This is a genomic window from Acaryochloris sp. 'Moss Beach', assembly GCF_021497025.1.
Lineage (GTDB): Bacteria > Cyanobacteriota > Cyanobacteriia > Thermosynechococcales > Thermosynechococcaceae > Acaryochloris > Acaryochloris marina_A.
The window spans coordinates 334,627-360,467 of sequence record NZ_CP071717.1 but is presented as its reverse complement, the minus strand read 5'-3'; the positions used below and the strand labels follow the sequence as shown (position 1 = coordinate 360,467).

The window sequence follows — 25,841 nt, the reverse complement described above, 5'->3', positions numbered from 1 at the left end:
GAGAAAAACCTTGTGCTTGCTCACACCTCAAACGAGTAGATCTTTTGTAATATTCAGTTCACGATATGCTACTGACTCAATTTATGAGCCAATTTTGCCTATATGTTGAGGCTCCTATCATATTGTAAAACCAATTATGCAAGAGGTCTATTGATAAGTGTGTGTGAAAAAGATCCTAGATGGGAACTGCTGGACTTGGATCTACAACATCGACTGAATTGTTTCTTGCTTTCCATGAATTTCTGGGAGAGAAATTTGATGACTCTGTGTCATTGACGGCGAGACCTGCCAATCTTACTTGGCTTTGCAAGAGGATGTCCAAGGCATCTTGAACAGGAAAACGTTCACTTTTACCAGGTTTAACCACTAATAAAACATTAGAAATAATACTTGCCATTAATGTTGCGACACTGCCTTTTTGTTATTGGTGGGCCATCCACTAGTACAAAATCATAGTCATTGGAATCAATGATTTTATGAAGACGATCTTCAAAACTATTTCTATTAATAAACTGGGTGTAAATCACTCGCTTTGGCTTAGGGATAGGAAGCTTTAGTTCAGAATTGAATAGATTCTCTTCGTAAATGTCATTATCTTCTTCTGGATGATTACTGGCATGCTCTAGGCTTAATAATTTCTTTTTAGGAAGATTCTTAATGCCATTTTTGATGATTAAGACTTTAAGCCCTAACTCTTCAAGAGCCCAAGCGAGATGTGTGGTCACAGTGGTTTTACCTTCGCCTGCCACAGCACTAGTAACCATAAGGCAACGACTGTCTATTGATTGGGTTTCAGGTAGCTGGGATTGAATTCCTGCAGCCAACTGTAAAAAAGCTGGTTCTCCATCGCTTCCTAAAACCGTTGTGACATCAACATCATCTAGTTGACGTTTCATGTGAGGAATTCTGACCATTAAAGGGAACTCTATATTCGCTAGATCTTTGGGGCGGAGTAGAGGATTACGCGACTCCAACAATAACAATAATGCTAGACTGCCCAAACCTGCAGCGAAGAAAGCATTGACGGCGATTAAGAGGAGTTTTGAAGAAGGAATAGGGTTTAGTGCAGGTGGACTTAATAACTGAACATTAGGGTATGTTTGAAAAGCATCAATGTTGCTCTTTTCCATTTGAGCAATTAAACCATTGTAGACACCCTGAGCAATATCATATTTTCTTTGCAAATCTTGCAGTTGAGCTTGATTTGCTGGAAGGGTGTTCAATTGAGAGTTAAGAGAATTAATTTCAGTTTGATATTGTTGAGCCTCTTTTAATTTAGCTTGTACGCGACTTTCCGATAATACAAGCTGTTCAATAAAAGTTGTCTGACCTTCTATACCACTAGATAAGAGCCCACTTTGTTTGTTTGTCTTTGCTTGATTAATATACTGTTTAAGCTGGCGTTGTAAGCCTAGGCGAGTATTTAAAGTTTCTTGAACTGCCGGGTGATTTTCAGTTAATTTGGCTCGCTGTTCCTTTAGAGTTGATTCAAGTTCAGTGAGTTTTTGGCGGACTAACAAATAGTCTTCATTCTTGTCCAACTGAAGTGCGCGTACTGCTTGTTTGGAAGTAATTCCAAGGCGAGCTGATAGTGATTTTGCTTGATCAGATTCAGCTCGCGCTTCAGCGAGTGCTTTTGCTTGGGCTTCTTTTAAGGAGGATAAAAGAGTTATAGCCTTGTCAACTTGTACCTCATCGCTCACGAGGCCAGAAGATTTTTTGAATTGCGCTATGGCATATTGGCCTCGGCTGACCTCCTGCCGAGCACGTTCTAAATCAGATTGGTAAAATTCCTTTCGACTTGAAACATCTGTTTTTCTAAGCTCATGCAATCTTTGCTGATAGACCTTAGTCAGAATTTGAGTCTCTTTTAAGAGAGATATCCGGATCCGTCGCACTCACCTCAAGAGAGAAAACATTTGATAATTCTACTGCATTGATTTCATATATATTTTTGTATTGCTCTGTATCTGAAAAGCTTGTAGACTCAGGATCGAGTCGTAAGGCCTTAGCGACTAAAACATCACTTCTTAATATTGTTTCTTGAGTCTTAATCGGATTTAATTGGGTTGAAAAAAGTGGTCCCATTATCTTTTAAAGATCCAAGATTCCCTAGGCTTGCTTCCAGTTGGCTAGAAGCTTGAGGGAGAACAAACTTGATAGTAGAAGTCCAAGTCTTCTCTGATGTGCTCCACGCATACATTACTATGATGGCAACAAATATATTCCAAGATAATAAATATCTCTTGTGCCTAAAAAATAGTTACCCAAAAATTCACTTTTAAAACTCCGTTGTAATTGATTTAATATAAGATATTATTCGTGATGATAGAGCTTGGAAATTATTTATTTGCACACAAAAATAATATTATATCCTGATTTTTGCTCACTAATTTACTTGAAATAAGTCAAACCAAGGACTCCCCTCAAATCTCTCTTTGAGTTCAAAGAAATTTGAAATTGCTTGAGATAAAGGTATGCTGGATTGTTTTGGTGTGGAGATATACAAATTTCTAAATGGTAAATTCAAGAATTCTTGAAGATTTCTTGAATAGTATTCAATATCCTTCAAAATATCCTCATAATAAACTTCAAAAACATTATGATCTGAGAAAAAAATCATGATTTTTTTTCTTCCTGCTTTTTAATGCTATTAAAGAATTCTAAAGTATTACTGTAATCTAGTTTAATTGGGTAAATCTGGCTGGGGTTCTTTTTCCCTACCCATATCTGTGTTTTTAATGCAATTTGTTCAGAAAGGTGAGTTTTTAATAGGTTTTTTCGCTTTTAAATGAATTATATTTAGATCTTTGGATTCTTTTAAATAGTCCCAGACCTGATTTTCATTACTTGATCTAGCATGGGTATAAAATAATTTAAATCCTACTCCTGAAACAGATTTAGGCATTTCTCTATAAACTAACTTCTTTAAAAAAACTGACAGGCTCTTCTTCTTTATATTGATATACATCATCAATGTCATAGTTGATAAAATCCCAAAATGTTTTATTGCTAAGAGATTTGTTAAACAACTCATAAAATAACCTTAGATTTGGATGGGATTGCAATAAACTAACTAGGAGATTTGAACCTGTTCGAGGTCGAGCAAGAACAACGAATTTCTGGTAGTTATGATGTCCTTGTATGAGATGCTGATTAAGCATCTTATCTTCAACTACGGATCTGAATCGTTTTATTCTTAGTGTTGTTTTAGGCAGATAAGGCATAGAAGTAAGGAATAGATAAGATGGGCGAGCTAACTATGAGATATTTTTATGAGTTCGTCATTTTGATTGTTTAATTCGACTAGAATACTTCCGATCCAAATAAAAAAGAACCAAAAATATACTGCCATCCAAGATAATGGAATAGCTTCCATGAAAATGATTAAGGCAATTACAGCTCCCAGAGCCTTTTGCGCAGTTGAATTATCTTGGATGGCAAGCTTCCACAAATTCAATAATGTACTGAGTAAAGCTACTAAAAAGAAAGTGAAACCCACAACGCCATGTAAATAGAGAACTGCAGCATAGGTGGAAAATGAGCCTAGTGTAATACTGTAGGTATGCCAATCAGCAGTCCCTTGGGCAACCCCCCAACCTATAAAAGGGGATTCTTGCCAGGCTTCTAAGGTTTTACGAACTACGAATTCTCTATCTGTAGAGGAGGCAGGGCGTGCACTTGTAAAAACCTCCAGTGGTTTATTTAATAGTTCTGTAATAGTTATACCTCCTAGTGATGCGCAAAGAAGAGCTGCTGATGCACCAGTCCACAGCGATCCTAAACGAGCTCTTTGACTACGAAAGATTGCATATATGCAGAGAGAAAGAGGTAAGCAAATCCATGCTAGTCGACTCTGACTAATAACTAAGGCTGTAAAACTGCCTAATAGCCCCCCATCTTCGTAAAGTAGGAGAAGTTTCTCCTAGGCATATGATGAAGCACAGAAGTCCGCAAATACCAAGGATTGGTGGGTCCGGAAAGTATAGAGTCGTTCGAGGAACAATAACACCAAAAAATGCCTGAAATGTTGGTGCTTTAACAACAAAGCTAGCTGGATTTCCAGGAAAAAATTTAGCCCAGGGTGGTGCAAAAGATTCAGTGAAACCTAGGAAAAGAGTGAAGATGTGTAAGATTATGTTTATAAGATAACCGCTCGCCATCCAAGCTACTGCTCGGGTGATTATTGCTGTACGAATAGAATTCCAGAAAGGCAATATTAAACAAATAAAAATAAGAAAATATCCTTTAGCAAAGGTAACAATAGCGGCTAAAGTTTCCTTCATTCCTAAAGATGCATAGCTAATACCTATTAAGGCAGTCCATAGCATGATCAATGACATTGCTAGCCATGCCCATACAGATATAGGAGGAGGATTTCGAATAAGTGTGTCTAGATTAATAGATTTAATGAAAATAAAAAATTAAAATAGCTGGGTAGAGTAGTGGTTGTATTCCTAGTAGCCACCATAAAGGAGTCAAAATAATAGTCCAGAAAATTATTTTCTCAGCATGTGATGCATGCCTGATTCTGGCATTCTGATGGATGAATCTAAATAATGGATGAATTGTCTGATTCATTGGTCAAAGGCTGAGAAAGAGTGTTCTTCTGGTCTTTTCTATTTTACTGAAACTTAAAAAAAAACAACTGAGTTTTCTAGGATAGTGGTTTATAAAAAATCGTAGTAGTAATTAAAGTGTGACTTATTGAATAATGCTGGGTGATTTATAGTAGTTCACGAATTATTTTTCGCCCATTTGGAATGATTACCCATATAGCTGCATAAAAAAATTATGTAGGCAATTAAGTTGATGACTAAATTAATAAAAAATACTACCTGTAAGAATTGATGCTCTATTGAGTAAGTAAATGATTAATGCTGCACTGATGGAAGCTGATGCAGGTCTATAAATAGAAAGAAATAAACCTTTGAGTGATAAAGGTGTATTTCTATAGCAATAAATCAAAGAAGGAATAATAATTAAAGGCCGAGTGATCCCTAAAGCTGCAGCAACTCCGATGGCCCCCCCCATCGAACTCCAATGACAAAGGCAATGGCTGTCAATATTGATATAACTAGCCCTGATCTGAATTGACGATCAGCTCTACCAAGAGATTGGTATGCCCAAGCCATTGCAGGTTCTAGAGTTCCTAGAAATGCAGGTATGGCCAAAAAAAGGAAGATTGGTACAGCATCAGACCACTTATCACCTAAGACAAAAGGAATTAGTTGGTCTGCAGTAGCAAACATGTAGCCTACAAGAGGCATACCTATTGAAGTGACAGATAATACTGCCTTGTAGTAATAGTTTCGATATTTTTCTTGGTCCTCAGTGATTCGGCTGAGAGCTGGAAGAGCAATAGTTGTTAGAGGAGCATTAATTTGGTCCATGGGAAGCAGGACGAGTTGATAGGCTTTGGCATATAGCCCCAATGCAACTGTTCCCCATAAACGTCCTATTAAAATATTATCTAAGTTCAGAGAAAGATAATTAGCAATTTTGAAACCTGTTAAATTGCTTCCAAAGGCCAGCATTGAACGTACATTTGCGTTACGTCGAGGTAATCCGGGACGCCAAGGACAAGCGATCCAGACGCCAATGGTATTAACGGTAGACATCATTAATAGCATGTAAACGATGGACCAATAGCCTGAACCTTGAGTTGCAGTGATGATGGCGATAACGACCGCAGACAGCATAGAAAGAACATCAATTTTTGCCAAAATGTTAAACATCATTTGGCGTTTCAACAATGCCTCATGTTGAACTGATAAGGCTCTACAAATAAAAATAAAGGCTAAAGCAGTAGTAATATTAATCAGCCTTGGTTCTTTATAGAACCAAGCTATTAACGGAGATAACCCTGCAACAAGTAAAGCAACAAATATTCCAAAAGCAATATTTATCCAAAATAGTGTGCTGACTTGTTTGTGATTGATATTAGCTCTTTGAATGGTTGCAGTTGATAGACCCAAATCTTTGAATAGGACAACAAATTTGATGACAACTGTAACCATTCCAATTAGGCCATAATCATCAGGTGTCAATAGACGGGCCAAAACAATTGTTGAGCACATCTGCAGCATAAACTTCATGGCCTGAGCGACCATTGTTATTGCTCCACCTCGTACAGACTTTTTCTTTAGATCTTTCTGAAGGTGATCAGTTTTAAAGAAAGTTTCTCCTGCTATCGCTGCTGATGTTTGTGCTTTGGCCTTAATCACTTTATCTATCTCAATACTAAAAAAATCTTTATTGTTAAGGCTTAGCGGTAGAGTTAGAGCCTAATATTCTTCTTAATGTAACTGTGGTAATGGGTGAAATAATTATAGAAATTAAGGTTAATAAAGATCTTGGATCTTGGATGAAAATAGAACGATCATAGGATAAAGACTTACTAATGTACTCGCGTGCTTGAGGGATATCTCCGGAAGTTAAGCTTAATCTCGCTAAATATCGGAACATATAAGCATGAGCTTTAGGAAGGATTGGAGCTACTGACTTCGGCGTTCGATCAAGAGCCATACTGAGTACTTGTTCATTACACTTTCTCATTCGACTAATATTGAAAGAAAGGCCTGAAGGGCGAACTCGATAGTAAGAGAGGATTGCCTTCTCTCTATGGAATTTCCAACGTCTTGTACTAGCAACTCTTAACCAAAAATCTAAATCTTCTGAGCTAGGTAAGGATTCGTCAAAATTACCAACTTCATCGATTAAGCAGCGACGGAAAACCCCATTCGAACCATGTCCAATAAAATTTTTGCATAGTAGAGAAGTAAGGAGGTCTTTATAGAGTGGCTTACCACTTAGGATAAAAAATGTGGGCTTGCCATCATCACGAATCGCTTTAGATGCACTATATACAACGCCAATTGATGGGTCATTATCTAAATGTGCGACATGATTGGCCAATTTGTCTTTGCTGTAGATGTCATCACCATCTAAAAGAGCAATGTATTGGCCTTTTGCATGATCAATACCGTAGTTGCGAGCGGATGACAAACCACCATTCGCTTTCTTCAATAATTTAAATTGTTGATTAGACTTACAAAAATCCTCAACAATTGAAGGAGTCTCATCTAAAGATCCATCATCAATAATAAGAACTTCATAATTTTTTATAAGTCTGTTTTTTTAATTGATTGTAAAGCGTCAAGTATATATTTTGAGATATTGTACGCTGGAACTATAACAGATACCTTAGGCTGCATACATTTCTGGAGTTTAAAAGAGCTAAGCTTAACTATTAAATATTTTTTGTTCAGGATAAATATTACGAGCGAGGAATAAACCTACTGATTTTTTTGATGAATGATTAAGGGTTGAATACCAAGGGCAGACGCTAAGGCAATATTCATCAAAAAAAGTAGGATTTCCAATAACGTACCGGCCCATTAGGCGCCTGGGCTCACGAACTAATCGAAAAATCCACTCTAGCCCCAATTTGGTTAAGAGTTGAGGGCAGTCAGGTACTTCACCAGCCAGTCGGTCGATAATTGCTCCCCCCAACATAATGGCATTAACACTGAGGTGCTCTTTATTCTTATCCACCCATTGTTCCTGTATGGGCATCCCCATACCCATGACCAGAATATTGGGTTTAATTTTATTAATGGAAGCTAGAACTTTTTGCTGATTTAAGGAATTCTGAGCTGGGTCATCTGATAGAAAATATCCATGATGACCAAAAAATCTAGCATTGGAATAGTTGAGTCTTAGATTATGGAGTGCTGTCTCCAAAATATGGAGTTTGCCCCCAAGAAAAAATACTGAATAGCCTTTTTGGTTCGCAAGATCAAGCACCTTTGGCATTAAAGATGTATATGATGTGTGGTAATTATTAGGCAGATCCAATCCAAGAAAATTAGCCGTTTTCAATATTCCCATGCCGTCACAATGGACATAATCTGCTTTTTGATGGAAGCGATATAACCAAGGCAACTGCATTGACAAGTTGAAACCATGGACATTGTAGTTAGATACTACAATTTTATTGTGGCGAAGACAGGTATCATCTATGACGTCAACTATTCTTGACGTGGTCATAAAGGTGATGCGTCGTTCAAGTAGTGAAACTTCGATAATTGGATGATCAACTGAACCTTTTTTGAGGGTTAGGTCTAGTTTGGTCGGTTCTGATTCTAGCTGCATGGATTCCAGTGAGGGAGGAGTATGGGGATTTCATTATCAGGGGATAAGCAGTTTGTAGTATATCAACCTGAACTTACTAGCAATGAAGAATTTACTGAATGGGTGAAAGTAAGCTTTAAAACCACTTATGGATTGGCCTCACTTGCATTAAGTTCTAAAAGGATAATAACAAAGGGTTATTATGTCAATGAATAATATTAGTTAGAAAAAAGTAGTATTTAGTCAGTCAAAGTTAGTTAATGCAATTTTTTTATTTTGCCAAGATCTATTCTATGCATGGATTGTAGGTTTAAAAAATAATGTCAGGCGAGGTGCTAGAAAATGTAATGTATATTGATCCTAGAAAATAACTAAAATTTATTTTATATTAAAAAAATATAAGCTATCTGAATAATAGATTGGTGCATTTATTGAAGTTTTATATAGAGCCTGAATGTTGTTTTGGAACTAATATCAATAATTGTTCGTCTATGTTCTTAGGAAAATTTTTTTTGGTGCATAGTAATAGGCTATATCTGAATTTATTTTGGGCTGAAATAACTTGTGATTTAAATGCATAGATTAAATCGTAATTTACTGAAAATATCATCATGGTTGAATGCTAAGATTTTCATAGTAAATTTTTATTTTTAACCTATTTTTTTGTGATTAATGTAAGACAGGCCTGAAGCTTCCGGCAGTGTCGGAGGTAATTGAACTTACCTAGTTGAGCTGCCCGAGGGGCTGCGATAGAGTCGTAAAAGTACGATTCAGACTTGATGATCCTCCATGAGCGATTCTGTTACCCCTGACTCCCCCGTTTTAAGAGAAGGCAAAAACCCCCGCCCAACATCGCGATCGCACATCCGTAGACCGGGAAGCTCTCTCCCCAATGATGCGTCACTATGTAGACCTCAAGGATGAATACCCTCAGACCATCTTGATGTATCGGATGGGGGATTTTTATGAGACTTTCTTTGAAGATGCTTGTACTATTGCCCAAGCCTTAGAACTTGTCCTGACCAGCAGGCAGTCTGGGAATGATGTAGGACGGGTGGCTATGGCAGGGATTCCCCACCACCAGTTGGATCGTTATAGCCGATTGCTAGTGGAGAAAGGCTATGCCGTAGCCATCTGTGATCAGATGGAGGATCCAGCCCAGGCCCAGGGGTTAGTGAAGCGGGAGGTCACCCGGGTGATTACACCTGGCACCCTGTTGGAAGAGGGGATGCTGAATGCCCGCAGTAATAACTTCCTGGCGGCGTTTGTGTTGGCGGGGAACCACTGGGGTTTGGCCTATGCCGATATTTCCACTGGAGAATTCCTGACTACTCAGTTTAGTGAGCGGGAAACTTTGGCCCAAGAACTGCTGCGGCTTCAGCCTTCAGAAGTGTTGTTCCCAACGGATGCGCCTGATATTCAGCAGATTTTGCGACCTGGCGAAAATTCGGATCTGCTCCCGGAAGGATTACCGAATCAGTTCTGCTACTCGTTGCGATCGCAAACGTCATTCACCCAAGCAGAAGCCCGCCAGCGAATTCAGGAAGTCTATGGGGTGCGCTCGTTAGAAGGTCTGGGCTGTGAGCATCTCCCCTTAGCCATTCGGGCTGCAGGTGGACTACTGGCGTATCTAGAAGCCACACAGAAAGACACCCATATTCCTCTTCAACCCCTTGCGACCTATACCCTCAGCCAGTATCTGGTACTCGACCATCAAAGTCGGCGGAATTTGGAACTGACCCAAACTTCTCGTGATGGAACCTTTCGGGGGTCTTTGCTTTGGGCGATCGATCGGACTCGCACTGCTATGGGCAGTCGAGCATTACGGCGATGGTTATTGCAACCCTTGCTCGATCTAAATGATATTCAAGCCCGCCAAGCCACTATTACTGAACTACTGCCCCAAACGGGATTTCGCAAAGAACTCCAAAATCAGTTGCAGAAAATCTACGATCTGGAACGATTGGCCGGACGGGCAGGCTCGGGTACTGCCAATGCCCGCGACCTGGTTGCCTTGGCGGAATCTTTAGGGCAACTAACGGAGCTATCCCACAAAGTGGCTAAGTGCGAAGCCCAATATTTGCAATGCCTGCAAACGGTTCCTCCGATACTTGATCAGCTGGCTCAGCGTCTGCGTGCCCACTTAGTAGAATCACCACCTATCTCTCTTACGGAAGGGGGCATCATTAAACCCAGCGTCAATACTGAGCTGGATCAGATGCGTCAGCAAATTGTCAGCGATCAGCAGTGGATTGCCAACTTGGAAAAAGATGAACGAGAGCGTACCGGTGTTTCTACTCTGAAAGTGGGGTTTAACAAGGCCTTCGGCTACTTTATTAGTATTTCTCGTGCCAAAGCTGACCAAGCTCCTGATGACTATATCCGTAAGCAAACCCTGACCAACGAAGAACGATTTATCACCCCAGAGCTAAAGGAACGAGAAGCCCGCATCTTCACAGCACAAGCAGAACAATTTCAACTGGAATATGACCTGCTTGTAGCTCTCCGAACGGAAGTCGGTGAACAGGCCAGTCTGATTCGCACCGTTGCCGCTGCTGTGGCAGCCGTTGACATTCTGGTAGGTCTAACAGAAGTGGCGGTCTATCAGGGGTACTGCTGTCCTGATATGAGTGAGAGCCGCGAAATAGAAGTTCTCGAGGGCCGTCACCCGGTCGTAGAGCAGTCTCTGCCCCCCGGTTTTTTTGTGCCTAATGCTACTGAACTAGGGAGTTCTCCCTCTCCTGATGTCACGCCTCATCCCGATCTTGTGATCTTGACAGGACCTAATGCCAGTGGCAAAAGTTGTTATCTACGTCAAGTCGGTTTGATGCAGTTGATGGCCCAGATTGGCAGCTATGTGCCGGCTCAATCAGCTCGGTTAGGAGTGTGTGATCGCATCTTCACTCGTGTAGGTGCAGTGGACGATCTGGCGACGGGGCAATCCACCTTTATGGTGGAAATGAATGAAACGGCCAATATCCTCAACCATGCCTCTTCCAAGTCTTTGGTACTTCTAGATGAAATTGGTCGAGGGACTGCCACCTTTGATGGCCTGGCGATTGCTTGGTCCGTAGCTGAGCACCTTGCTGTCGTTATTCAAGCCCGCACGATTTTTGCCACCCACTACCATGAGCTAAATGAGCTGGCGAGTTTGGTGGAGAATGTGGCTAACTATCAAGTAATGGTCAAGGAACTCCCGGATCAAATTATTTTTCTGCATCAAGTCTGTCCCGGTGGGGCCAGTCGCTCATATGGGATTGAGGCGGGCCGGTTGGCTGGTTTGCCCCCATCGGTGATTAAGCGGGCCAAGCAAGTGATGAAGCAAATCGAGCAGCATAGCAAAATTGCTGTGGGGCTTCGCAAAGGAAATACTCAACCTCGAGCCCGTAAATCATCTGCGGAAACCGAAGCTAAAACCCAGCAGTTTGAATTGCCTTTCTGATGAATGGATTGAGATTTAGGGGGCAACCCAGCATGTTTGCCTGTGGGTTTGCAGTGGTTCTATAAAATGTTGCATTCTGGAATGCAAGGTTTTTGGTTGGCTGAGTGGATGGTAAATAACGCTTCAGGAGTTCCTGACTACACCCCAATACTGATCGACTTGATGAAACGATCGGGGTTTAAGAGCTTTGCTGAGCTGTCCCGAATCTCAGGTCTTTCGAGAACGAATATTAACTGGATCCGACAAGGTCGAATTCTGGATTTGCGGTTACAAAAGGTTCTCTTGTTGAGTGAGGTTTTCCAAGTTGAATTGGCAATATTGCTATCCAACTTTTCTCCCAATAACTCCGTGGGAATACGGAGATTGCAGCTTCAAGATGGAGAAAATCAGCCGATCTCCGTAAATTTGCGTAGAAAACCTGACTCCTCTGATCATAAGCATGAAGAACTTCAGCAAAAGGTTGTGATGCTGCAACAGGAATACCAACGCCAGCAGCAGCAGCTCCAGACCCAGAAAGAATATCTGCTAATGGAGTACCAAAAATCTACGATTCAGGCTCTAGAATCTTTGTTATTGCAATGGCCGACTGCGGCCTATGCTGCCCGTAAAAACCCGGATGCCCCGGCGATAAAATTGTTGCCTTTACTGATTCCTCTGGAAAAATTATTAGGGTCTTGGGGGGTCATCCCGATTGGCGAAGTGGGAGCTGAAATGGCCTATGATCCCCAGTGGCACCAGGTTGTATCGATGGCTGGACAGGCATTGATACTAGGGGATGCAGTCCGCATTCGCTATGTTGGCTATCGTCAGGGTGAGCAGCTTTTATACCGGGCAAAAGTGTCGCCTGTGTGAGATGAAGGGGTGTCAAAGTAACTGCTCGTCTACTTTTTGTCTTTCTCCCAAATGAGATTTTAGGGTACTTCTAAATAATCCGTATTTTTCCGGATTTGTTTGGTTTGTGATCTCGGTATTGTTTAGTTAATTCGAAAAACAAGTCTGAACTGACTTAACTGACACTATTAACAAAAGGGATCGGTACATCATGAGCACAACTACATTAGCCCACAAAGGTCAGCCCCTTATGCAGGCCATCGCCGAGGTGTATCAGCGCTATCTTAGAGGAGAGATTGGTGTCCACCACTATTCCTCTTTAGTGGATGAGCTAATTGAGCAAAACTCTGTCCACACAACTGCGAATGCCCACTGACCTTCAATGGCATCTGATTCAAACCGTAACGCCACCGCAGTGGCTGATTGCTGATATTCAACGTGTAGTGCCAGAGATATCTGGTCAATACTTAGCTCAATTACTCTGGCAGCGGGGGATTCACGACCCTCAGATTATTTCCGGGTTTTTAGACCCGAACCAATACCAACCCACTCCTGCTTCTGCTTTTGGGGCAGAAATGGAACAAGCGATTCAACGGCTGATACAGGCCCGCGATCGCAACCAAAAAGTAGCTATCTGGGGCGACTTCGATGCCGATGGCATCACCTCAACTGCCGTCTTCTGGGATGGACTCGGACAATTTTTTACCCAGAATCACTCCCTCTCGTATACGATTCCCAATCGCATTACTGAATCCCACGGTCTTAATCGACCTGGAATTGAGCGGTTAGCTGCGCAAGGCTACCAACTGATCGTCACCTGCGATACAGGGAGTACAAATCTTTCTGAAATTGAATATGCCAACGAGCTGGGGTTAGATGTGATCATTACAGATCACCATACTTTGCCCCCGGAACGGCCTCCTGTGACCGCCATTATTAACTCGCGGTATTTCCCTGCCGATCATCCGTTAGCCCATCTGTCTGGGGTAGCAGTAGCGTTCAAGTTGGTAGAAGCCCTTTACCTGGCTTTGCCTGATGTTCCTCAGCAGCCCCTAGACCATCTATTAGACTTGGTGGCGATTGGTCTGATTGCCGATCTGGTCGCTCTAAAAGGAGATTGCCGCTACTTGGCCCAACGGGGGATTCAGCAGCTGCAACGGCAACTTACCCAACGAACACGACCCGGCGTTGCCAAGCTCCTAGAGCTGTGTAAGCGTAATGGCGATCGACCCACCGATATTTCTTTTGGCCTTGGCCCCCGCATTAATGCGGTCAGTCGCATTCATGGCGAGGCTAGTTTTTGCGTTGAGTTACTCACCAGTAAAGATCCGGCTCGCTGTCAGCAATTGGCGGAAGAAACTGAACTCGCGAACGCACGTCGTAAATCTCTACAAAAAGATGTGCTTCGGCAGGTGACCCGCAAGCTCGAACAACTCGATCTGTCTACCACGTCCGTGATTGTTTTAAGCGATCCACAATGGCCGATTGGTGTATTGGGATTAGTGGCAGGTCAGATCGCTCAAACCTATGGCCGACCGACGGTTCTCTTGTGTGAAGAAACGGTGGCAGACAAAGGCAATGTTTGTCTTGCCCGTGGATCGGCCCGGTCTGTGAATCAGATCGATTTATATGAACTGGTCCATAGCCAGGTGAACCTACTGACGAGTTTTGGCGGACATCCCTTTGCCGCAGGATTGAGTTTGCCCGTTGCCAATATTCCCTTACTGATGGAGGGCATTAATCAGCAGGCGCGGCAACAGCAGGCCTCGGAACCTGCAGCTATAGTCAAGGCAAATTTGGTTTTGACCCTAGATCAATTAGCCGCCGATGGGGGGCGGTCGTTATTTAAAGAATTAAAGCTGTTAGAGCCCTGTGGAATGGGCAATCCAGTGCCTAAGCTATTGATTCGTAATTGCTGGTTTGAGCAGGTCTGGAACAAGAATATCCGTGATCGCAAGGGCAATACGGTTAAATACATCAAAACGACCTTTCATATCTGTGATGTGTCCTGTGAATCAGGGTTCCCAGGATTATGGTGGGGGCATTATAAGGAGGAGATTCCCTCTGGCTATTGCGATGCGATTGTAGAGTTGGATTTTAATGCCTACGAAAAACGATATGAGGTACGCCTAGAAGCGGTACGGTTCGCAGCAGAGAATCCCACCCAGACCTTAAATTCTCCCATTGTGGATTGGCGGCAGACCCCAATTGAAGATGAGCCTAATCCGGATCTGTTGGTGATGGATCACTGCCCTGATTCCTGGTCCACGGTCCAACATTGGGCGAAGCAGGCCCAAACGGCGGGCAAGACCTTAGCGGTCGCTTATCAAGGCTCTGATGCCCCCGATGCAGTGGCCGTATGGAAGCAATTAGTGGGGATGGCTAAGTACTTAGCGCGGTTGGAGAAAAAGGGCAGCCGGGCTTTGCTACAGGCAAGTTTGAAGATTGGCCCCCAGGCTTTTCAAGTTGGCTTGGAAAGTTTGCAGGTGTACGGCTTTACGGTGCGTGACCATAATAATCTGATCCAAATTGGTGGAAAGCCATCTGTTAAAACCTTGACGTCTGAAGAGCGTCAGCAGGCCATTCTTCAATTTGTGGATGCGGTACGAGAAGAGCAGTTTCAGCAGCAGTTCTTTCAATCCGTTTCGGTGGAGGTGATGGGTGGGATTATTGCTGAGCACCAGGACCCTGACGATGCGATTTCCTAGGTGCGATCGCAACTTTGCTACCACCACCATGTTTTCCTCAATGCCCTTCCCTCTCTGATTGCTTCATCCATTATGCTCCGAAAACTTATTGCAGCCATAGCTTGGATTCCCCTGCTAGCAGCCCCTGCAAAGCTAAAAGCACAAGTTGCGAAGGAAGCCCCCTCTCTCGTTACTTTCCCAGATGTGGGGGTTGCTATTCTTCAGCCATCAGGCTTTGAGACAGCAGAAAGCTTCTATGGATTTCAGCAGCCTTCCACTGGAGCATCGGTGATGGTGTTAGCCATTCCAGGACCCTTTGCTGAAGTGACTCAGGGCTTTACGAAAACTGCTCTAGCAGATAAAGGAATGATTCTGCACTCAAAGGAGTTAACTCAAGTGAAGGGGCAGGCTGGCGTAAAGGTGTATTTTTCTCAGCAGGCCTATGGCCAGGAGTTTCTGAAGTGGGCTGTGCTCTTTGGCGATACTAAACGGACAACGATGGTTGTGGCCACCTCTCCCCAGTCTCATGCATCTAAGCTGAGACACTCACTGCAAACGGTTCTTCAGTCCATTGAACCTTCTCGAATGGCAGCAGCTCCACTTCCCTTTAAGATTGAAGCGGTAGCTGACCTAGCCCAAGTCCAAGGGGTGGCAATGGGGAATACAGCCCTATTCACCCGAAATGGAACAATTCCTACTGCTACCCCGAATGATCCAATGTTTATTGTGGCGTTATCGATTGGGGAGGTATTCGTTGGGAATCGTAAAGAATATGCACGACGACGGTTGTTGGAAACAGCCCAAACTGAAATTGGATCGGTCCAGACCACGATTCCTATAACCATCGATGGGCTAGAGGGCTATGAACTGACAGCGACAGGCAAAGATCAAAAATCTCAAACTCACTTGATGGTGTATCAGGTCATGCTTTTCCCGGATGAAGGGGGATATATTCTGATGGCTGGAATGGTAGGCCAACAGCAAGCTAAGAACTATCTGCCCGAATTTAAGGCAATGGCACAAACCTTTCAGCAGTCGTTGAAATAGTCTGCAGTCTTGAACAAGTACTGAATTTTGACTTTAAGGTTGGGAAAAGCTATGAGATAACAAATATGTTATGTTTTCTTTATGGCATGGAATATCCAATATTATTCTGAAGCAATTGAATCTGAGGTACTTGCCTGACTGCCTGACAGATCTTCGCCTTCCCCTGCTCATAAAGCCTTGCACTGTAAAGAGCGGATGCGAGAGAACCAGATTTTGTTGTAGTGTTTCTTTTGAGCTTTTTTAGACGCAAAACACGGTTGTGGATCATGGCAGAGCAAGGGGACTGGCATCAACAACTCCCGTCCTTTATGGACTACCCCCTTGAGCCACCGTAATCCAATTTTGAGATAACTAATGCCTCGCCGCCAATGTGGATCAACCTGTTGGCGCAGCCCTTTAATGTGAACAGCCATTCCTTGAGTCGTGCTGAATAGCAGTGCCACAGCAGCAACCAGATAAAGCCTCTCTAATGCATCAGCACAGCGAATTTTCGACTCTTCTAGCTCAAACACTCCAGACTTACTATCGAGAAATAATTCTTCGACCCGAAACCTCAAAGCGTATTGCCACAAGGTCTGTAGCGTGGGTGATTCATCTGTAATCACCGCCCATGGTTCTTTCACTCCTCGGATATTAGCCAACACCAGATTGCACCGATAGATGCCATCTTCCCAAAGACCGACATTGCGGTAGAGGAGGGCTTCGCCTTTGGATGGCCACAATTGTCGGACTTCTCTTGGACATTGACGTGGACCATGGAGAAGGACATCACAAGGGACACGCAGACAGTAATGCCAATGGCTCTGTTGTAACCAGCTCATCAGTTGATGGTTCGCAAACCCACGATCTGCTAACACCATGACATCTGGATGCTGCCGCAATAACCAACGGGCCTGGCGCAATAGCGGTTGATATTCCTCAAAAGCGACAGCTGCACTCTTGTGCTCTAATACTTTCCACAACAATGGTACTGCTCTGCCACAGCAGACGACGGATAGATGAATCATGCAATATTCATTCCCATAACACCGTTGTATCCATTGCCAGGTATAGACGATGAGAGTGCCAGTTCTTAAGTGCTAGCAGGACTAGAGGTACATATAGCTTGTTAATATCAATGCGTTGATTGGCTATAAATCGTTGCCACCGACGCTCGACACTTTGGGCTTTTCTGGCTCGGCAGGGAACATAGGATTCCCAGGCAGATAAGCTTAAGCGTTCACTACAGATTAAGGCGCTTACCATCCAGCCCAGAGCAATGAGATGGCGTAAATCTCGATAATGGCTGTGTTGACGTAAAAAGGAAAACAGTTGACGATAAATTTGGGTGGGGCCTGACATTTGAATAACGCTGATTTGTGATTAAATCTAGCCTCACATGTCTCTCCACTCTTTTCTCATAAACTATGTAAATAAAGGCTTTGACCTACTTCTGTCAGGCAATCAGGGTACTTGCTCTCCCTCCAGGTTTGCTAGCTAGATATTTGAGGCTCACCGACCTCATGCTAGAGTTTGGTCCCAATCTGGGGATGCCTCACACCCGATCAATGGGCGATCGCCTATTTGAGCTGAGGGTCAAGAGCAAAGAAGGAATTGCGAGAGTGTTTTATTGCACCCTGGTGGGTGAAAAAATAGTGATGCTGCATAGCTTTGTGAAGAAGACTCAAAAGACTCCCAAGCAAGAACTGCAGATCGCCCGTCGAAGACTAAAAGAGGTGTTGAAACATGACCCATGAAGAACTAAAGGCCAAAGCCTTAGAACAACTCGAAGTCGCTGAGGAATATAACAAGTTAGAAGAAGAGTTTAGTCTGTTAAGACAAATGCTTGCTGCCCGTCAGCAAGCAGGTATGACCCAAGCGGATATTGCCCAAAAAATGGGGACTAAGGCAACAGCGGTGACTCGACTAGAATCATCTTTGAGTAGTGGGAAGCATTCGCCGTCGCTTTCCACTTTGAGAAAATATGCCAAGGCTGTGGGTTGTCGTTTAGAAGTGACGTTAATTCCAGAACAATAGTACCTTGACCTCGTTTTGAAAAAGTGAACACTCCATTCCAGGAAATCATCTAGGAGAAAACCCCATTCAAATGGATTATAAGTTGAGATCGCGGTCATATCCCGTAAGCTCAACGTACCCTTTTCCTTGAATCGGTTGATCTGATTGAGTTCCTGAAATGTCAACTGCTCCTTCCCAGTACTTTGTAGATAGGAGTAGTTCCTGATTATTCATCATCGGTGCTATCTGGATTTCTAAATCAAGCTTGGGAACAGAAATAGCCCATTTGGATGGATACTGGGTTCGAGATTTAGGACTGATCCATCGATCCAAGACCTGAATTTGATAATCCTCACCGTTCAAATGCAGTACCTTGCCGTCAGAATTAACATAGGTTCCACTGGATTCTGGTAAGTCAGAGCCATCATTTGAACGAAGACCATAAAGCATCAACGCTGAACCTTCCTCTAATTGCAGGGAAAACCAATCCCAACCTTGAGTCCCTTGACTAAGCGGTCTGGTCGCGAATTCATGATCCGTCCAGCTAGAACCTGAGACCGTGAAGGGTTCTCCTTCAATAATGACCGTTCCTTGAGTGGGCTGCTGGACGACAGAGTAATAATAGGAAGCATTTCCTGGCTCAGCCCCTTTGACAATAAAACCGTTATTACCCTGCAGAACAGGAGTTGTTAGTGATACCTGAAGGTTAAGTTCTGTTTGTGGTCCTTGGGCATGAAGTTGGACTGTTCCTGGTTGCTCTTCTTCGATAGACCAGTCATCCAAGAAAATTCGATAGGGATTGGCCTGTGCTCCTGCCAGCTCTGCGGCCCCGCGATTAAACCGCTCCACAGGGTAAAACTGTTGATTGTCAATATCGCTGAGGGTGAAGTGGGAGAAATAGACTTGATTGCTGCGCCAAGCCGATCCCTGCTGGTCAGGCAAACCAGGCGTAAGACCCCGGCGAAACAGAGTTAGCTCATAGCCAAAGGGACGTCCAGATTCTGTTTCTAGATTGCCCGTGTAGTACCACCATTCGGTTTGGTAGTCTTCATGGGGACCGAAGTCCTTGGGGAACGAGAGTTTGATCGGGGCTGTTGCTTTTTGAAACTCGGGAAACTCTGCGGGGGCTGCCCATTCCACCGTGCCCTGTTCCATTGCCCAAGCGGGACTGCTGATTAAAAATAAGCTGAGAACAAAACTGATTAGCCATCGCTGCATGATTACTCCTCCCGAATTGCACTTGCCACCGTGACCCGACTCAATCGCCAAGCCGGATATATTCCCGCTAATAAAGCAGCCACAATGGCCACTAGCCACGCCTGCCAGAAATAGCTGGGATTGAGCTGCATTTGCAGGGTCCAGCCAAAGGACCGCACATTAATCACATAGATTAAAATCCAGGCCAGCACGTAGCCGAGGGGCATGGCCAGAAACCCCGCCACATTGCCCATTAACCCCGTTTCCAGCAAGGTCATCCACCAGAGCTGTTGAGGCGTCATGCCCGTGGCTCGAAGAATGCCAATTTCGCGGGTGCGCTCTAGCTGCAGGCTCATCAAAGCGCTCAGAACCCCGATAAAGGCCACGATCACGGCCAGTAAACGCAAAGCTTGGGTAATGGCAAAGGTGCGATCAAAAATTTCTAGGGAGCCGTCCCGGAGACTGCGAGTGGATTGCACCACCACGTCCGTGCGGCCCTGATACCGTTCTCTCAGATCCTCAACGACGGTATCTAGATCAATATTGGGGGCCGTAAACAAGCCCATGGAAGCAACCCCTTCATCCCCCCAGATCTGGATAAACGGATCGTTGTCCAAAATTACCGTGCCTTGATCGGAGGAATAGTCATAAAATACCGCCAAGATCGGGAAGGTCTGCGGACCTTGAGGACTATCAATCGTAATTGCCGTGGGTGGATCGCTTAAATTAGCTTTTAAGAGCAAGGCTTCGGAGACAATCACGCCTTCACCCCGATCCAGGGCAGGCCACGGATCAATAGAGTTTTGCCGCCAGGCATAGGGACGCTGACCGTGGGAGACATCGCCTTCAGCAGAAATCAGTTTGATGGATCGTTCGATCTCTAAGGTCTCGTCGCCATAAGTAAAGGCAGTAACGGTGGCATCGGCATCATTGTAGGTGACCACATCTTCTAGCCCTGGCCAACGCTTCATTTCGGCCACCACGGCTGGATCGAGCTGGCCTAAGACCCGGTTAGCGGTGGTACTGGGAGGCGTTACATAAATATCCGCCTGCAGGGTTTGATCCAGCCATTGAACCACGGTGACCCGGAAGGAACCCACCATAATCGAGACGCCGACAATGACTGAGACCGCCACCATTAGGGCTGCGATCGCAACTGAAGTACGGCTTAAAGATCGAACAATATCCCGAGGGGCCAACCGCCCCAGCACGCCCAAGGATTGGGTGAGTGGCTGCACCAGCTTCATCAAAGCAGCGGTGACGGGGGGAGTGAGCAAAGCCGATCCGAGAACGATGGCGAATAGACCGGCAAAGGCCACCACTAATCCCGCTTGAAGTCGCAATAGGCCAATGCCGATTAGGGTAATCACGACCCAACTTAGAAAAAGCCAGGGTAAAAGTCCCTGCACCTTACTTTCTAAGGAAGATCGCTGCAAGATGGTTTGAGGGCTGGTGCGCATTGCTTCGATGGCAGGCACCAAAGCGGCGAGCAGGGCAGAGCCGATGCCAATTATCATCCCCTTTACCAACAGAATGGGGGGGATGGCCACCTGCTGGACACTGACCACAAAGTAAAAGTCGTTGATGGTTTGGGTGATCAGACCGACAATACTGCGAGCGAGTACAATCCCTAATCCCAGTCCTAGGAATGACCCGAGAATTCCGAGAATGGCGGTTTCACCCATAATCAGTGTAAAAAGCTGTCTAGGGGTAGTGCCTATACAGCGCAGCACACCAAACAGGGGGCGGCGCTGAACCACGCTAAAGGTGACCGTGTTGTAGATCAAAAACATTCCCACCACTAGGGCCAGCAGACTCAGGGCAGTGAGATTGAGGCGAAAGGCTGCCGTCATCTGCCGCACGGCATTTTTCTGAGAAGCGGCGGTTTCTAGTCTGGCATCTTCTGGTAGCAGGGTTGCGATCGTATCCAAATCCCCCTTCTGATTCGGCAATTAGATCAATATGGCTCAGGTGCCCTTCCATCTGTAAGATTTCTTGGGCTGTGGCAATGTCGGTAAAAATCAGGCTGCTTAAGGCCCGCTGGGTGGTTGTGCTCTCCGGCTGCACCTTGCCCACTAATCTGACGGGAACCAGACGCCCTGCTAAATCAAGGGTGAGGGTATCACCTAAATTCACGTGATAGCGCTGAGCCACATCCGTGGAGAGAACAATAGTGTTGGGTTCAGTCAAAAAGGTTTGTAATCCTGCCAACCCCACAGTTTGGTTTTCTGGGGCAAAGTAATTGCGGAAGGGAGGTTCTGAAAATAGATCTACGCCGACTAATCGCATGGGCTGGTTGCCCAAGTCGGGAGCTAAGACATAGCCATCGACGATGGGGGCGGTTTTGGTGAGGCCAGCCTGTTGGTGAATCTGGAGATAAACAGACTCGTCAATACCTGCAGGGGCAATCGATTCGATTTGGTGGGTAGCACGACCTGCGATCGCATCCGTAGACAACTCAAAGGCGGTTTGAGCCGAACCATTGGCCAGGTCAATAGACACCAGCATGGCCACGCCCAAGGCCACCCCCAGTAGGCAAAGAATATATTGCAACGAGCGCTGCTGAAACCGTCGCCAGGCCATCCGCCATAGGGGACGATTGGAACTTTGGGGTTCGATGGTTGCGGTCATGAGGCGGTCCCCAGTCGAGTGTCTTCCACCAAATGACCATCCTGCATCCGCACCACTCGATCGGCAAGCTTGGCAATATCGGGGTTATGGGTGGCCATAATTAAGGTTTTCTGAGCGGAGCGGGTGAGTTCTAGCAGCAGGTCCAGGACAATCTGGCCCGTTTCTTCATCCAGATTTCCGGTGGGTTCATCGGCTAAGACCAACATTGGGTCATGGACTAAGGCTCTGGCAATGGCGACTCGCTGTTGTTGACCGCCCGATAGTTTGTCCGGGAAGGCATCTTCCCGATCGGCGAGACCGACCCGCTGCAGAAGTGCGATCGCTTTTTTCGATACCTCTCCTTGGGATGCCCCTGCCAATTCCTGGGGTAGAGTGATATTCTCCAGCACCGTCAGGGTGGGGATGAGATTGAAAAATTGAAAAATAAAACCAATGCGATCACGGCGAAACAACGTGCGATCACGCTCATTCAGTTCGGACAAACCCACGGCGTTGATGGTGACGCGTCCAGTAGTGGGCTGTTCAATGCCGCTGATTAAGTTCAGGAGCGTACTTTTACCACTGCCGCTCTGCCCCAAGAGGACCACAAACTCACCGGCAGCAAAAGTAGCCGTGATCTCTCGCAGGACTTGACGGTCAACCATTCCTTCTTGGAAAGACTTAGCCAGTTTATCCAGTTGAATAAAAGACTGGGCGTTATCAGGCTCTGAACCTGAAGCTGCCGTTTGTAGGGGGGAAGACCGAGCCATCGTGAATTAACCTGAAGGAGAATGAAATTCCTTTACAAAGGTTAACATTTTGAGGCTATTCGGTCAGTAGAGCAAGGGGAGCGACAGACAAGACCGCCATTCTAAGGACTGCCCTAGAGCGGGTTTCGTGGTAAGTCTAAGCGGTAGCCTGTTTTAATCCAAGGACTTAATGAGCAATCCCAATCCTCGACAACTGGCTTATCAGGGTCTCAAAGCAGTTCATCGAGGAGCTTATGCGGATGTTGCCCTTAGTCGGGTGATGCCAAAAACGATACTCGATCTGGACCGCCGCCTCTTGACTGAGCTGCTCTACGGCAGTGTCCGCCGTCAACGCACTTTGGATGCCTTGATTGATCAATTTGCCAAAAAGCCTGCCCATCAGCAGCCCCCTGATCTGCGGACCTTACTCCATCTCGGGCTGTATCAACTGCGCTATCTAGACCATATTCCCGATGCCGCAGCTATTTTTACGACCGTAGAGCTAGCCAAGCAGAACCAACTGTCGGGGTTGTCGGGGGTGGTCAATGGATTGCTCCGGCAATATACGCGGGCCGCAGCCAACCATAATGACCCTCTAGAATTACCCTCCGATCCCATTCAGCGATTAGGCATCTTATATAGCTATCCTGATTGGATTGTGCAGGTTTGGAATGACCAACTGGGGCCAGAAGAAACGGAACAACTCTGTGACTACTGCAACCAGCCTCCCCATATTGATTTACGGATTAACTCCCTGAAGACGGATCGGGAGTCTGTTGGATCCCTATTTGCAGCAGCAGGGGTAACAACAACTCCACTCCCTCATTTGCCCCAAGCCCTCAGAATTGAAGGTAAATCAGGTCCTATTCCGCAACTGCCGGGTTTCCAGGAGGGGTTGTGGACCGTGCAAGAGGCTAGTGCTCAGCTCGTAGGGCATCTGCTGAACCCTCAACCAGGAGCCATTGCCCTAGATGTCTGTGCGGCACCAGGCGGGAAAACCACCCATATGGCTGAGCTGATGCAGGGTCAGGGAGAGATTTGGGCTTGCGATCGCACCCCGTCTCGTCTACGCAAACTCAAGCAAAATCTGCAACGTTTAGAGATCGATGCAGTCCAAATCTGGACCGGGGACAGTCGGCAACTCTCAGACCAGATTCCCCTGGCAGACTACGTGTTGGTGGATGCTCCCTGCTCAGGCTTAGGCACCTTACATCGCCATGCCGATGCCCGTTGGCGTCAAACTCCAGACCATACTCAAGCCCTATCAAAGCTGCAGCTAGACCTACTCCTGAATAGTGCCCGTTGGGTGAAGGCTGGAGGGACGCTCCTCTATTCCACCTGCACCCTCCAGCCCCAAGAAAATGAAAACATAATTGACCAATTTCTGGCGCAAATGCCCCAATGGCAAGCCCAGCAGCCCAGGACTGATCGGGTGCCAACTGTAGGGGCACCCAGTAACCTCAAGATTTGGCCCCATCAGCAAAAAATGGATGGATTCTTTATGGCCATCCTGCGACAGGTGCAGAGTGAGTGAACCCATAAATGATACCCAGTTTGATAATTGTTATTGGTACTTCATAAAACGAGGTTTTACGTTTAGGTCTCGAAATCTGATTTTGTGTATAATCTGCCACATCAATCACTTCTGCCCCCTTTTTCGAGCCTCTATCTCATGCTGAGAAAGCTCATCTTATTTTTCTCACTACTGACCATTACTGCCTGTCAGGGGAGTACTCAATCTACCCCTGAAGGGGTGATTCAAAGAATTTTTGATTCGGCAAAAACAAAAGACCTCAGGCAGCTGAATCGTTTGTGTGCCCCCCAGGCAGAAACGACGGCTAACATTATCTGCGAAATTTCTGAAGCTCAACCGGATCAAAAAGAGAAGTTTATAGATCGCTTCTTAACTGCAAAAATAAGGGGAAGTACAGAATTTAGCGGCTATACGGCAACTGTAAAAGCAGTCATGAGTCCGAATCAAAAAAATTCCCTTCAATTTGAACTCATTCAGGAAAATGGCAGTTGGTATTTGCAGCGTTTCCAAGAGTAGTATTTAGACTTGTTTGATGAATTAGGTTTGAGGTCTACCCCGAAAATTGGTGGAATTAGCCTTGAACCTGATGGGCTAAAGATAGATGACGCATGAGGGATGGTGGCTATGCGGCGGCTAGGTTTGCTGGTGTTACTGATAACAGCTTGTGCAGATCATGGGGTGCACTCAACCCCTGAAGGGGTCGTTCAAAAAGTTTTTGACGTTGCTACTTCTAAAAACTACGAGGAACTAAGGGGATTATGTGCTCCAGAAGCAGATCAAGGAATTCAAAAAATTTGCGATCTAGGGGATGCGGAAACGGAATTACAGGAGCGCTTTTCAGCCGATATTTCTAAAGGAAGTCTGGCCCAGTCACAAATTAATGGCGACAAAGCAACGGTAAGTCTCAACAACGAACATGGCAAAGAGGATGGGAAAGTTTTTCTCATCCAAAAAGAGGGGCGCTGGTATATGGTCAGTGGAGAATAGGCTGGTACTACCATCAAGCCTCGCTTTCAACAAAATGTCTCACCTTGGATGAAGAAGGCATTCTATTTGTAGCGATTGAGAATGGTGTGTTGGCCATCAGTAGGTATGACGGAGCTGATATTTCCGCCCTTGTTGCCTCTTACTCGTCAGGTTCTATGGTGCTTGTTAAGCCATGCATTTTAAGGGTTTCACAGTAGAACTCCGCATGTTCGAAGGCGCAAGTGATGACGAGGGCAATTCCATTGGTATGAGCTTCCATCATCACACTGACCGCTTGGGGTTGGGTCAAATTGGGGATGGTTTGTGTTAACACTTGGACGACATGTTCCATCGGGTTGAAATCATCGTTGTGGAGCAAAACACGGTACTTTGGTGCCAGTTTTCGGCTTGTAGAGCGTTTTTCAAGTGTTTCAACAGACATCGTCGTTTGGCTCAAGTAGGGATTGAATTACAACAGAGAGATTCTAAAACATCTGCAGACTTCCTGCAGTGTTCGCCTAAATCTGAATGGTATTCGACAAAGGATTGCTTTTACAACTCCATTTTAACTTTGAAACCTTTTGGGAGTAACCCCTCCCTTGTCATCAATTCAAGAGGTTTTCCTGATTTTTACCTTGATATAGTCT

At 45.1% G+C, this 25,841-nt stretch carries 24 protein-coding genes and 2 pseudogenes; 11 read left to right on the top strand and 15 right to left on the bottom strand.

The window, feature by feature from the left end:
• Positions 1-175: 175 nt before the first annotated feature.
• The 9 genes from HRE53_RS01740 to HRE53_RS01705 form a co-directional block, all read right to left on the bottom strand.
• Entirely contained in the window at positions 176-397 is a 222-nt protein-coding gene (locus HRE53_RS01740; RefSeq protein WP_235108843.1) for a hypothetical protein, read from the bottom strand.
• Complete coding sequence (locus tag HRE53_RS01735) at positions 378-1,832, bottom strand: exopolysaccharide transport family protein (RefSeq protein WP_235108842.1); 1,455 nt, start codon at positions 1,830-1,832, stop codon at positions 378-380. Before HRE53_RS01735 ends, HRE53_RS01740 begins: the two co-directional genes overlap by 20 nt.
• 16 nt (positions 1,833-1,848) lie before the next feature.
• The gene (locus HRE53_RS01730; protein WP_235108841.1) at positions 1,849-2,088 is read right to left on the bottom strand and encodes a hypothetical protein; all 240 of its coding nucleotides are present in this window, start codon (positions 2,086-2,088) and stop codon (positions 1,849-1,851) included.
• Positions 2,089-2,912: 824 nt separating this feature from the next.
• A complete protein-coding gene (locus HRE53_RS01725; protein ID WP_235108840.1) occupies positions 2,913-3,227 on the bottom strand; it encodes a hypothetical protein in 315 nt (104 codons plus the stop codon).
• A gap of 29 nt (positions 3,228-3,256) precedes the next feature.
• Positions 3,257-3,841, bottom strand: a complete 585-nt coding sequence (locus HRE53_RS34845) for an O-antigen ligase family protein (RefSeq protein ID WP_315876540.1) — start codon at positions 3,839-3,841, stop codon at positions 3,257-3,259.
• A gap of 19 nt (positions 3,842-3,860) precedes the next feature.
• Positions 3,861-4,331 carry a hypothetical protein gene (locus HRE53_RS01720; protein ID WP_235108839.1) on the bottom strand — a complete coding sequence of 157 codons (471 nt, stop codon included), beginning with the start codon at positions 4,329-4,331 and terminating at the stop codon, positions 3,861-3,863.
• Positions 4,332-5,000: 669 nt separating this feature from the next.
• A complete protein-coding gene (locus HRE53_RS01715) occupies positions 5,001-6,227 on the bottom strand; it encodes a lipopolysaccharide biosynthesis protein (protein ID WP_235108838.1) in 1,227 nt (408 codons plus the stop codon).
• Between the two features lie 34 nt (positions 6,228-6,261).
• Positions 6,262-7,071 carry a glycosyltransferase gene (locus HRE53_RS01710; protein ID WP_235111024.1) on the bottom strand — a complete coding sequence of 270 codons (810 nt, stop codon included), beginning with the start codon at positions 7,069-7,071 and terminating at the stop codon, positions 6,262-6,264.
• Between the two features lie 174 nt (positions 7,072-7,245).
• Positions 7,246-8,157: a WecB/TagA/CpsF family glycosyltransferase gene (locus HRE53_RS01705; RefSeq protein ID WP_235108837.1), complete on the bottom strand. Its 912-nt coding sequence runs from the start codon at positions 8,155-8,157 to the stop codon at positions 7,246-7,248.
• A gap of 21 nt (positions 8,158-8,178) precedes the next feature.
• Here HRE53_RS01705 and HRE53_RS01700 point away from each other — a divergent pair, with 21 nt between their 5' ends.
• The 6 genes and pseudogenes from HRE53_RS01700 to HRE53_RS01675 all read left to right on the top strand — a co-directional run bounded on the left by HRE53_RS01700 (position 8,179) and on the right by HRE53_RS01675 (position 16,143).
• Complete coding sequence (locus HRE53_RS01700; protein ID WP_235108836.1) at positions 8,179-8,352, top strand: hypothetical protein; 174 nt, start codon at positions 8,179-8,181, stop codon at positions 8,350-8,352.
• A 573-nt stretch (positions 8,353-8,925) separates the two neighbouring features.
• A pseudogene (mutS, locus tag HRE53_RS01695) lies at positions 8,926-11,578 on the top strand (DNA mismatch repair protein MutS).
• Between the two features lie 81 nt (positions 11,579-11,659).
• Positions 11,660-12,430 (top strand): hypothetical protein, encoded by a 771-nt coding sequence (locus HRE53_RS01690; RefSeq protein ID WP_235108835.1) that lies wholly within the window; start codon positions 11,660-11,662, stop codon positions 12,428-12,430.
• A 190-nt stretch (positions 12,431-12,620) separates the two neighbouring features.
• Positions 12,621-12,785 (top strand): hypothetical protein, encoded by a 165-nt coding sequence (locus tag HRE53_RS01685; RefSeq protein WP_212661948.1) that lies wholly within the window; start codon positions 12,621-12,623, stop codon positions 12,783-12,785.
• Positions 12,775-15,117 (top strand): single-stranded-DNA-specific exonuclease RecJ, encoded by a 2,343-nt coding sequence (gene recJ / locus HRE53_RS01680; protein WP_235108834.1) that lies wholly within the window; start codon positions 12,775-12,777, stop codon positions 15,115-15,117. Before HRE53_RS01685 ends, recJ begins: the two co-directional genes overlap by 11 nt.
• A gap of 72 nt (positions 15,118-15,189) precedes the next feature.
• Positions 15,190-16,143: a hypothetical protein gene (locus HRE53_RS01675; RefSeq protein ID WP_235108833.1), complete on the top strand. Its 954-nt coding sequence runs from the start codon at positions 15,190-15,192 to the stop codon at positions 16,141-16,143.
• A 167-nt stretch (positions 16,144-16,310) separates the two neighbouring features.
• Here HRE53_RS01675 and HRE53_RS01670 read toward each other — a convergent pair whose 3' ends face one another.
• Positions 16,311-17,150: a transposase gene (locus tag HRE53_RS01670; RefSeq protein ID WP_235107629.1), complete on the bottom strand. Its 840-nt coding sequence runs from the start codon at positions 17,148-17,150 to the stop codon at positions 16,311-16,313.
• Positions 17,151-17,157: 7 nt separating this feature from the next.
• Positions 17,158-17,484 carry a hypothetical protein gene (locus HRE53_RS01665; protein ID WP_235108832.1) on the bottom strand — a complete coding sequence of 109 codons (327 nt, stop codon included), beginning with the start codon at positions 17,482-17,484 and terminating at the stop codon, positions 17,158-17,160.
• Positions 17,485-17,555: 71 nt separating this feature from the next.
• Here HRE53_RS01665 and HRE53_RS01660 point away from each other — a divergent pair, with 71 nt between their 5' ends.
• A complete protein-coding gene (locus HRE53_RS01660; protein ID WP_315876538.1) occupies positions 17,556-17,879 on the top strand; it encodes a type II toxin-antitoxin system RelE/ParE family toxin in 324 nt (107 codons plus the stop codon).
• Entirely contained in the window at positions 17,869-18,159 is a 291-nt protein-coding gene (locus HRE53_RS01655; protein WP_212661944.1) for a helix-turn-helix transcriptional regulator, read from the top strand. The genes HRE53_RS01660 and HRE53_RS01655 overlap by 11 nt, the downstream gene beginning before the upstream one ends.
• A 75-nt stretch (positions 18,160-18,234) precedes the next feature.
• On the opposite strand, the gene HRE53_RS01650 is transcribed toward HRE53_RS01655, so the two are convergent.
• The 3 genes and pseudogenes from HRE53_RS01650 to HRE53_RS01635 form a co-directional block, all read right to left on the bottom strand.
• Positions 18,235-19,356 (bottom strand): lipocalin-like domain-containing protein, encoded by a 1,122-nt coding sequence (locus HRE53_RS01650; RefSeq protein ID WP_235108830.1) that lies wholly within the window; start codon positions 19,354-19,356, stop codon positions 18,235-18,237.
• Between the two features lie 2 nt (positions 19,357-19,358).
• Positions 19,359-21,966: pseudogene (locus tag HRE53_RS34840) on the bottom strand (ABC transporter permease).
• Positions 21,963-22,715: an ABC transporter ATP-binding protein gene (locus tag HRE53_RS01635; RefSeq protein ID WP_235108828.1), complete on the bottom strand. Its 753-nt coding sequence runs from the start codon at positions 22,713-22,715 to the stop codon at positions 21,963-21,965. Before HRE53_RS01635 ends, HRE53_RS34840 begins: the two are co-directional and overlap by 4 nt.
• Before the next feature lie 169 nt (positions 22,716-22,884).
• On the opposite strand from HRE53_RS01635, the gene HRE53_RS01630 reads away from it, so the two are divergent.
• The 3 genes from HRE53_RS01630 (at position 22,885) to HRE53_RS01620 (ending at position 25,215) form a co-directional block, all read left to right on the top strand.
• Positions 22,885-24,228 carry a 16S rRNA (cytosine(967)-C(5))-methyltransferase gene (locus HRE53_RS01630; RefSeq protein ID WP_235108827.1) on the top strand — a complete coding sequence of 448 codons (1,344 nt, stop codon included), beginning with the start codon at positions 22,885-22,887 and terminating at the stop codon, positions 24,226-24,228.
• Positions 24,229-24,366: 138 nt separating this feature from the next.
• Positions 24,367-24,744, top strand: coding sequence for a hypothetical protein (locus HRE53_RS01625; protein ID WP_235108826.1), 378 nt, complete (start codon positions 24,367-24,369; stop codon positions 24,742-24,744).
• A 108-nt stretch (positions 24,745-24,852) separates the two neighbouring features.
• On the top strand, positions 24,853-25,215 hold the full coding sequence (locus HRE53_RS01620) for a hypothetical protein (RefSeq protein ID WP_235108825.1): 363 nt from the start codon (positions 24,853-24,855) through the stop codon (positions 25,213-25,215).
• Between the two features lie 139 nt (positions 25,216-25,354).
• Here the strand turns inward: HRE53_RS01620 and clpS are convergent, their stop codons facing one another.
• Positions 25,355-25,636, bottom strand: coding sequence for an ATP-dependent Clp protease adapter ClpS (clpS, locus tag HRE53_RS01615; RefSeq protein WP_212661938.1), 282 nt, complete (start codon positions 25,634-25,636; stop codon positions 25,355-25,357).
• Between the last annotated feature and the right edge of the window lie 205 nt (positions 25,637-25,841).

Excerpts from the sequence above, each read along its gene's own strand:
- HRE53_RS01740 (WP_235108843.1), bottom strand. The coding sequence starts at position 397 with ATGGCAAGTATTATTTCTAATGTTTTATTAGTGGTTAAACCTGGTAAA.
- HRE53_RS01730 (WP_235108841.1), bottom strand. The coding sequence starts at position 2,088 with ATGGGACCACTTTTTTCAACCCAATTAAATCCGATTAAGACTCAAGAA.
- HRE53_RS01725 (WP_235108840.1), bottom strand. The coding sequence starts at position 3,227 with ATGCCTTATCTGCCTAAAACAACACTAAGAATAAAACGATTCAGATCC.
- HRE53_RS01720 (WP_235108839.1), bottom strand. The coding sequence starts at position 4,331 with ATGCTATGGACTGCCTTAATAGGTATTAGCTATGCATCTTTAGGAATG.
- HRE53_RS01705 (WP_235108837.1), bottom strand. The coding sequence starts at position 8,157 with ATGCAGCTAGAATCAGAACCGACCAAACTAGACCTAACCCTCAAAAAA.
- HRE53_RS01700 (WP_235108836.1), top strand. The coding sequence starts at position 8,179 with ATGGGGATTTCATTATCAGGGGATAAGCAGTTTGTAGTATATCAACCT.
- HRE53_RS01690 (WP_235108835.1), top strand. The coding sequence starts at position 11,660 with ATGCAAGGTTTTTGGTTGGCTGAGTGGATGGTAAATAACGCTTCAGGA.
- HRE53_RS01685 (WP_212661948.1), top strand. The coding sequence starts at position 12,621 with ATGAGCACAACTACATTAGCCCACAAAGGTCAGCCCCTTATGCAGGCC.
- recJ (WP_235108834.1), top strand. The coding sequence starts at position 12,775 with ATGCCCACTGACCTTCAATGGCATCTGATTCAAACCGTAACGCCACCG.
- HRE53_RS01675 (WP_235108833.1), top strand. The coding sequence starts at position 15,190 with ATGCTCCGAAAACTTATTGCAGCCATAGCTTGGATTCCCCTGCTAGCA.
- HRE53_RS01670 (WP_235107629.1), bottom strand. The coding sequence starts at position 17,150 with ATGATTCATCTATCCGTCGTCTGCTGTGGCAGAGCAGTACCATTGTTG.
- HRE53_RS01665 (WP_235108832.1), bottom strand. The coding sequence starts at position 17,484 with ATGTCAGGCCCCACCCAAATTTATCGTCAACTGTTTTCCTTTTTACGT.
- HRE53_RS01655 (WP_212661944.1), top strand. The coding sequence starts at position 17,869 with ATGACCCATGAAGAACTAAAGGCCAAAGCCTTAGAACAACTCGAAGTC.
- HRE53_RS01650 (WP_235108830.1), bottom strand. The coding sequence starts at position 19,356 with ATGCAGCGATGGCTAATCAGTTTTGTTCTCAGCTTATTTTTAATCAGC.
- HRE53_RS01635 (WP_235108828.1), bottom strand. The coding sequence starts at position 22,715 with ATGGCTCGGTCTTCCCCCCTACAAACGGCAGCTTCAGGTTCAGAGCCT.
- HRE53_RS01630 (WP_235108827.1), top strand. The coding sequence starts at position 22,885 with ATGAGCAATCCCAATCCTCGACAACTGGCTTATCAGGGTCTCAAAGCA.
- HRE53_RS01625 (WP_235108826.1), top strand. The coding sequence starts at position 24,367 with ATGCTGAGAAAGCTCATCTTATTTTTCTCACTACTGACCATTACTGCC.
- HRE53_RS01620 (WP_235108825.1), top strand. The coding sequence starts at position 24,853 with ATGCGGCGGCTAGGTTTGCTGGTGTTACTGATAACAGCTTGTGCAGAT.
- clpS (WP_212661938.1), bottom strand. The coding sequence starts at position 25,636 with ATGTCTGTTGAAACACTTGAAAAACGCTCTACAAGCCGAAAACTGGCA.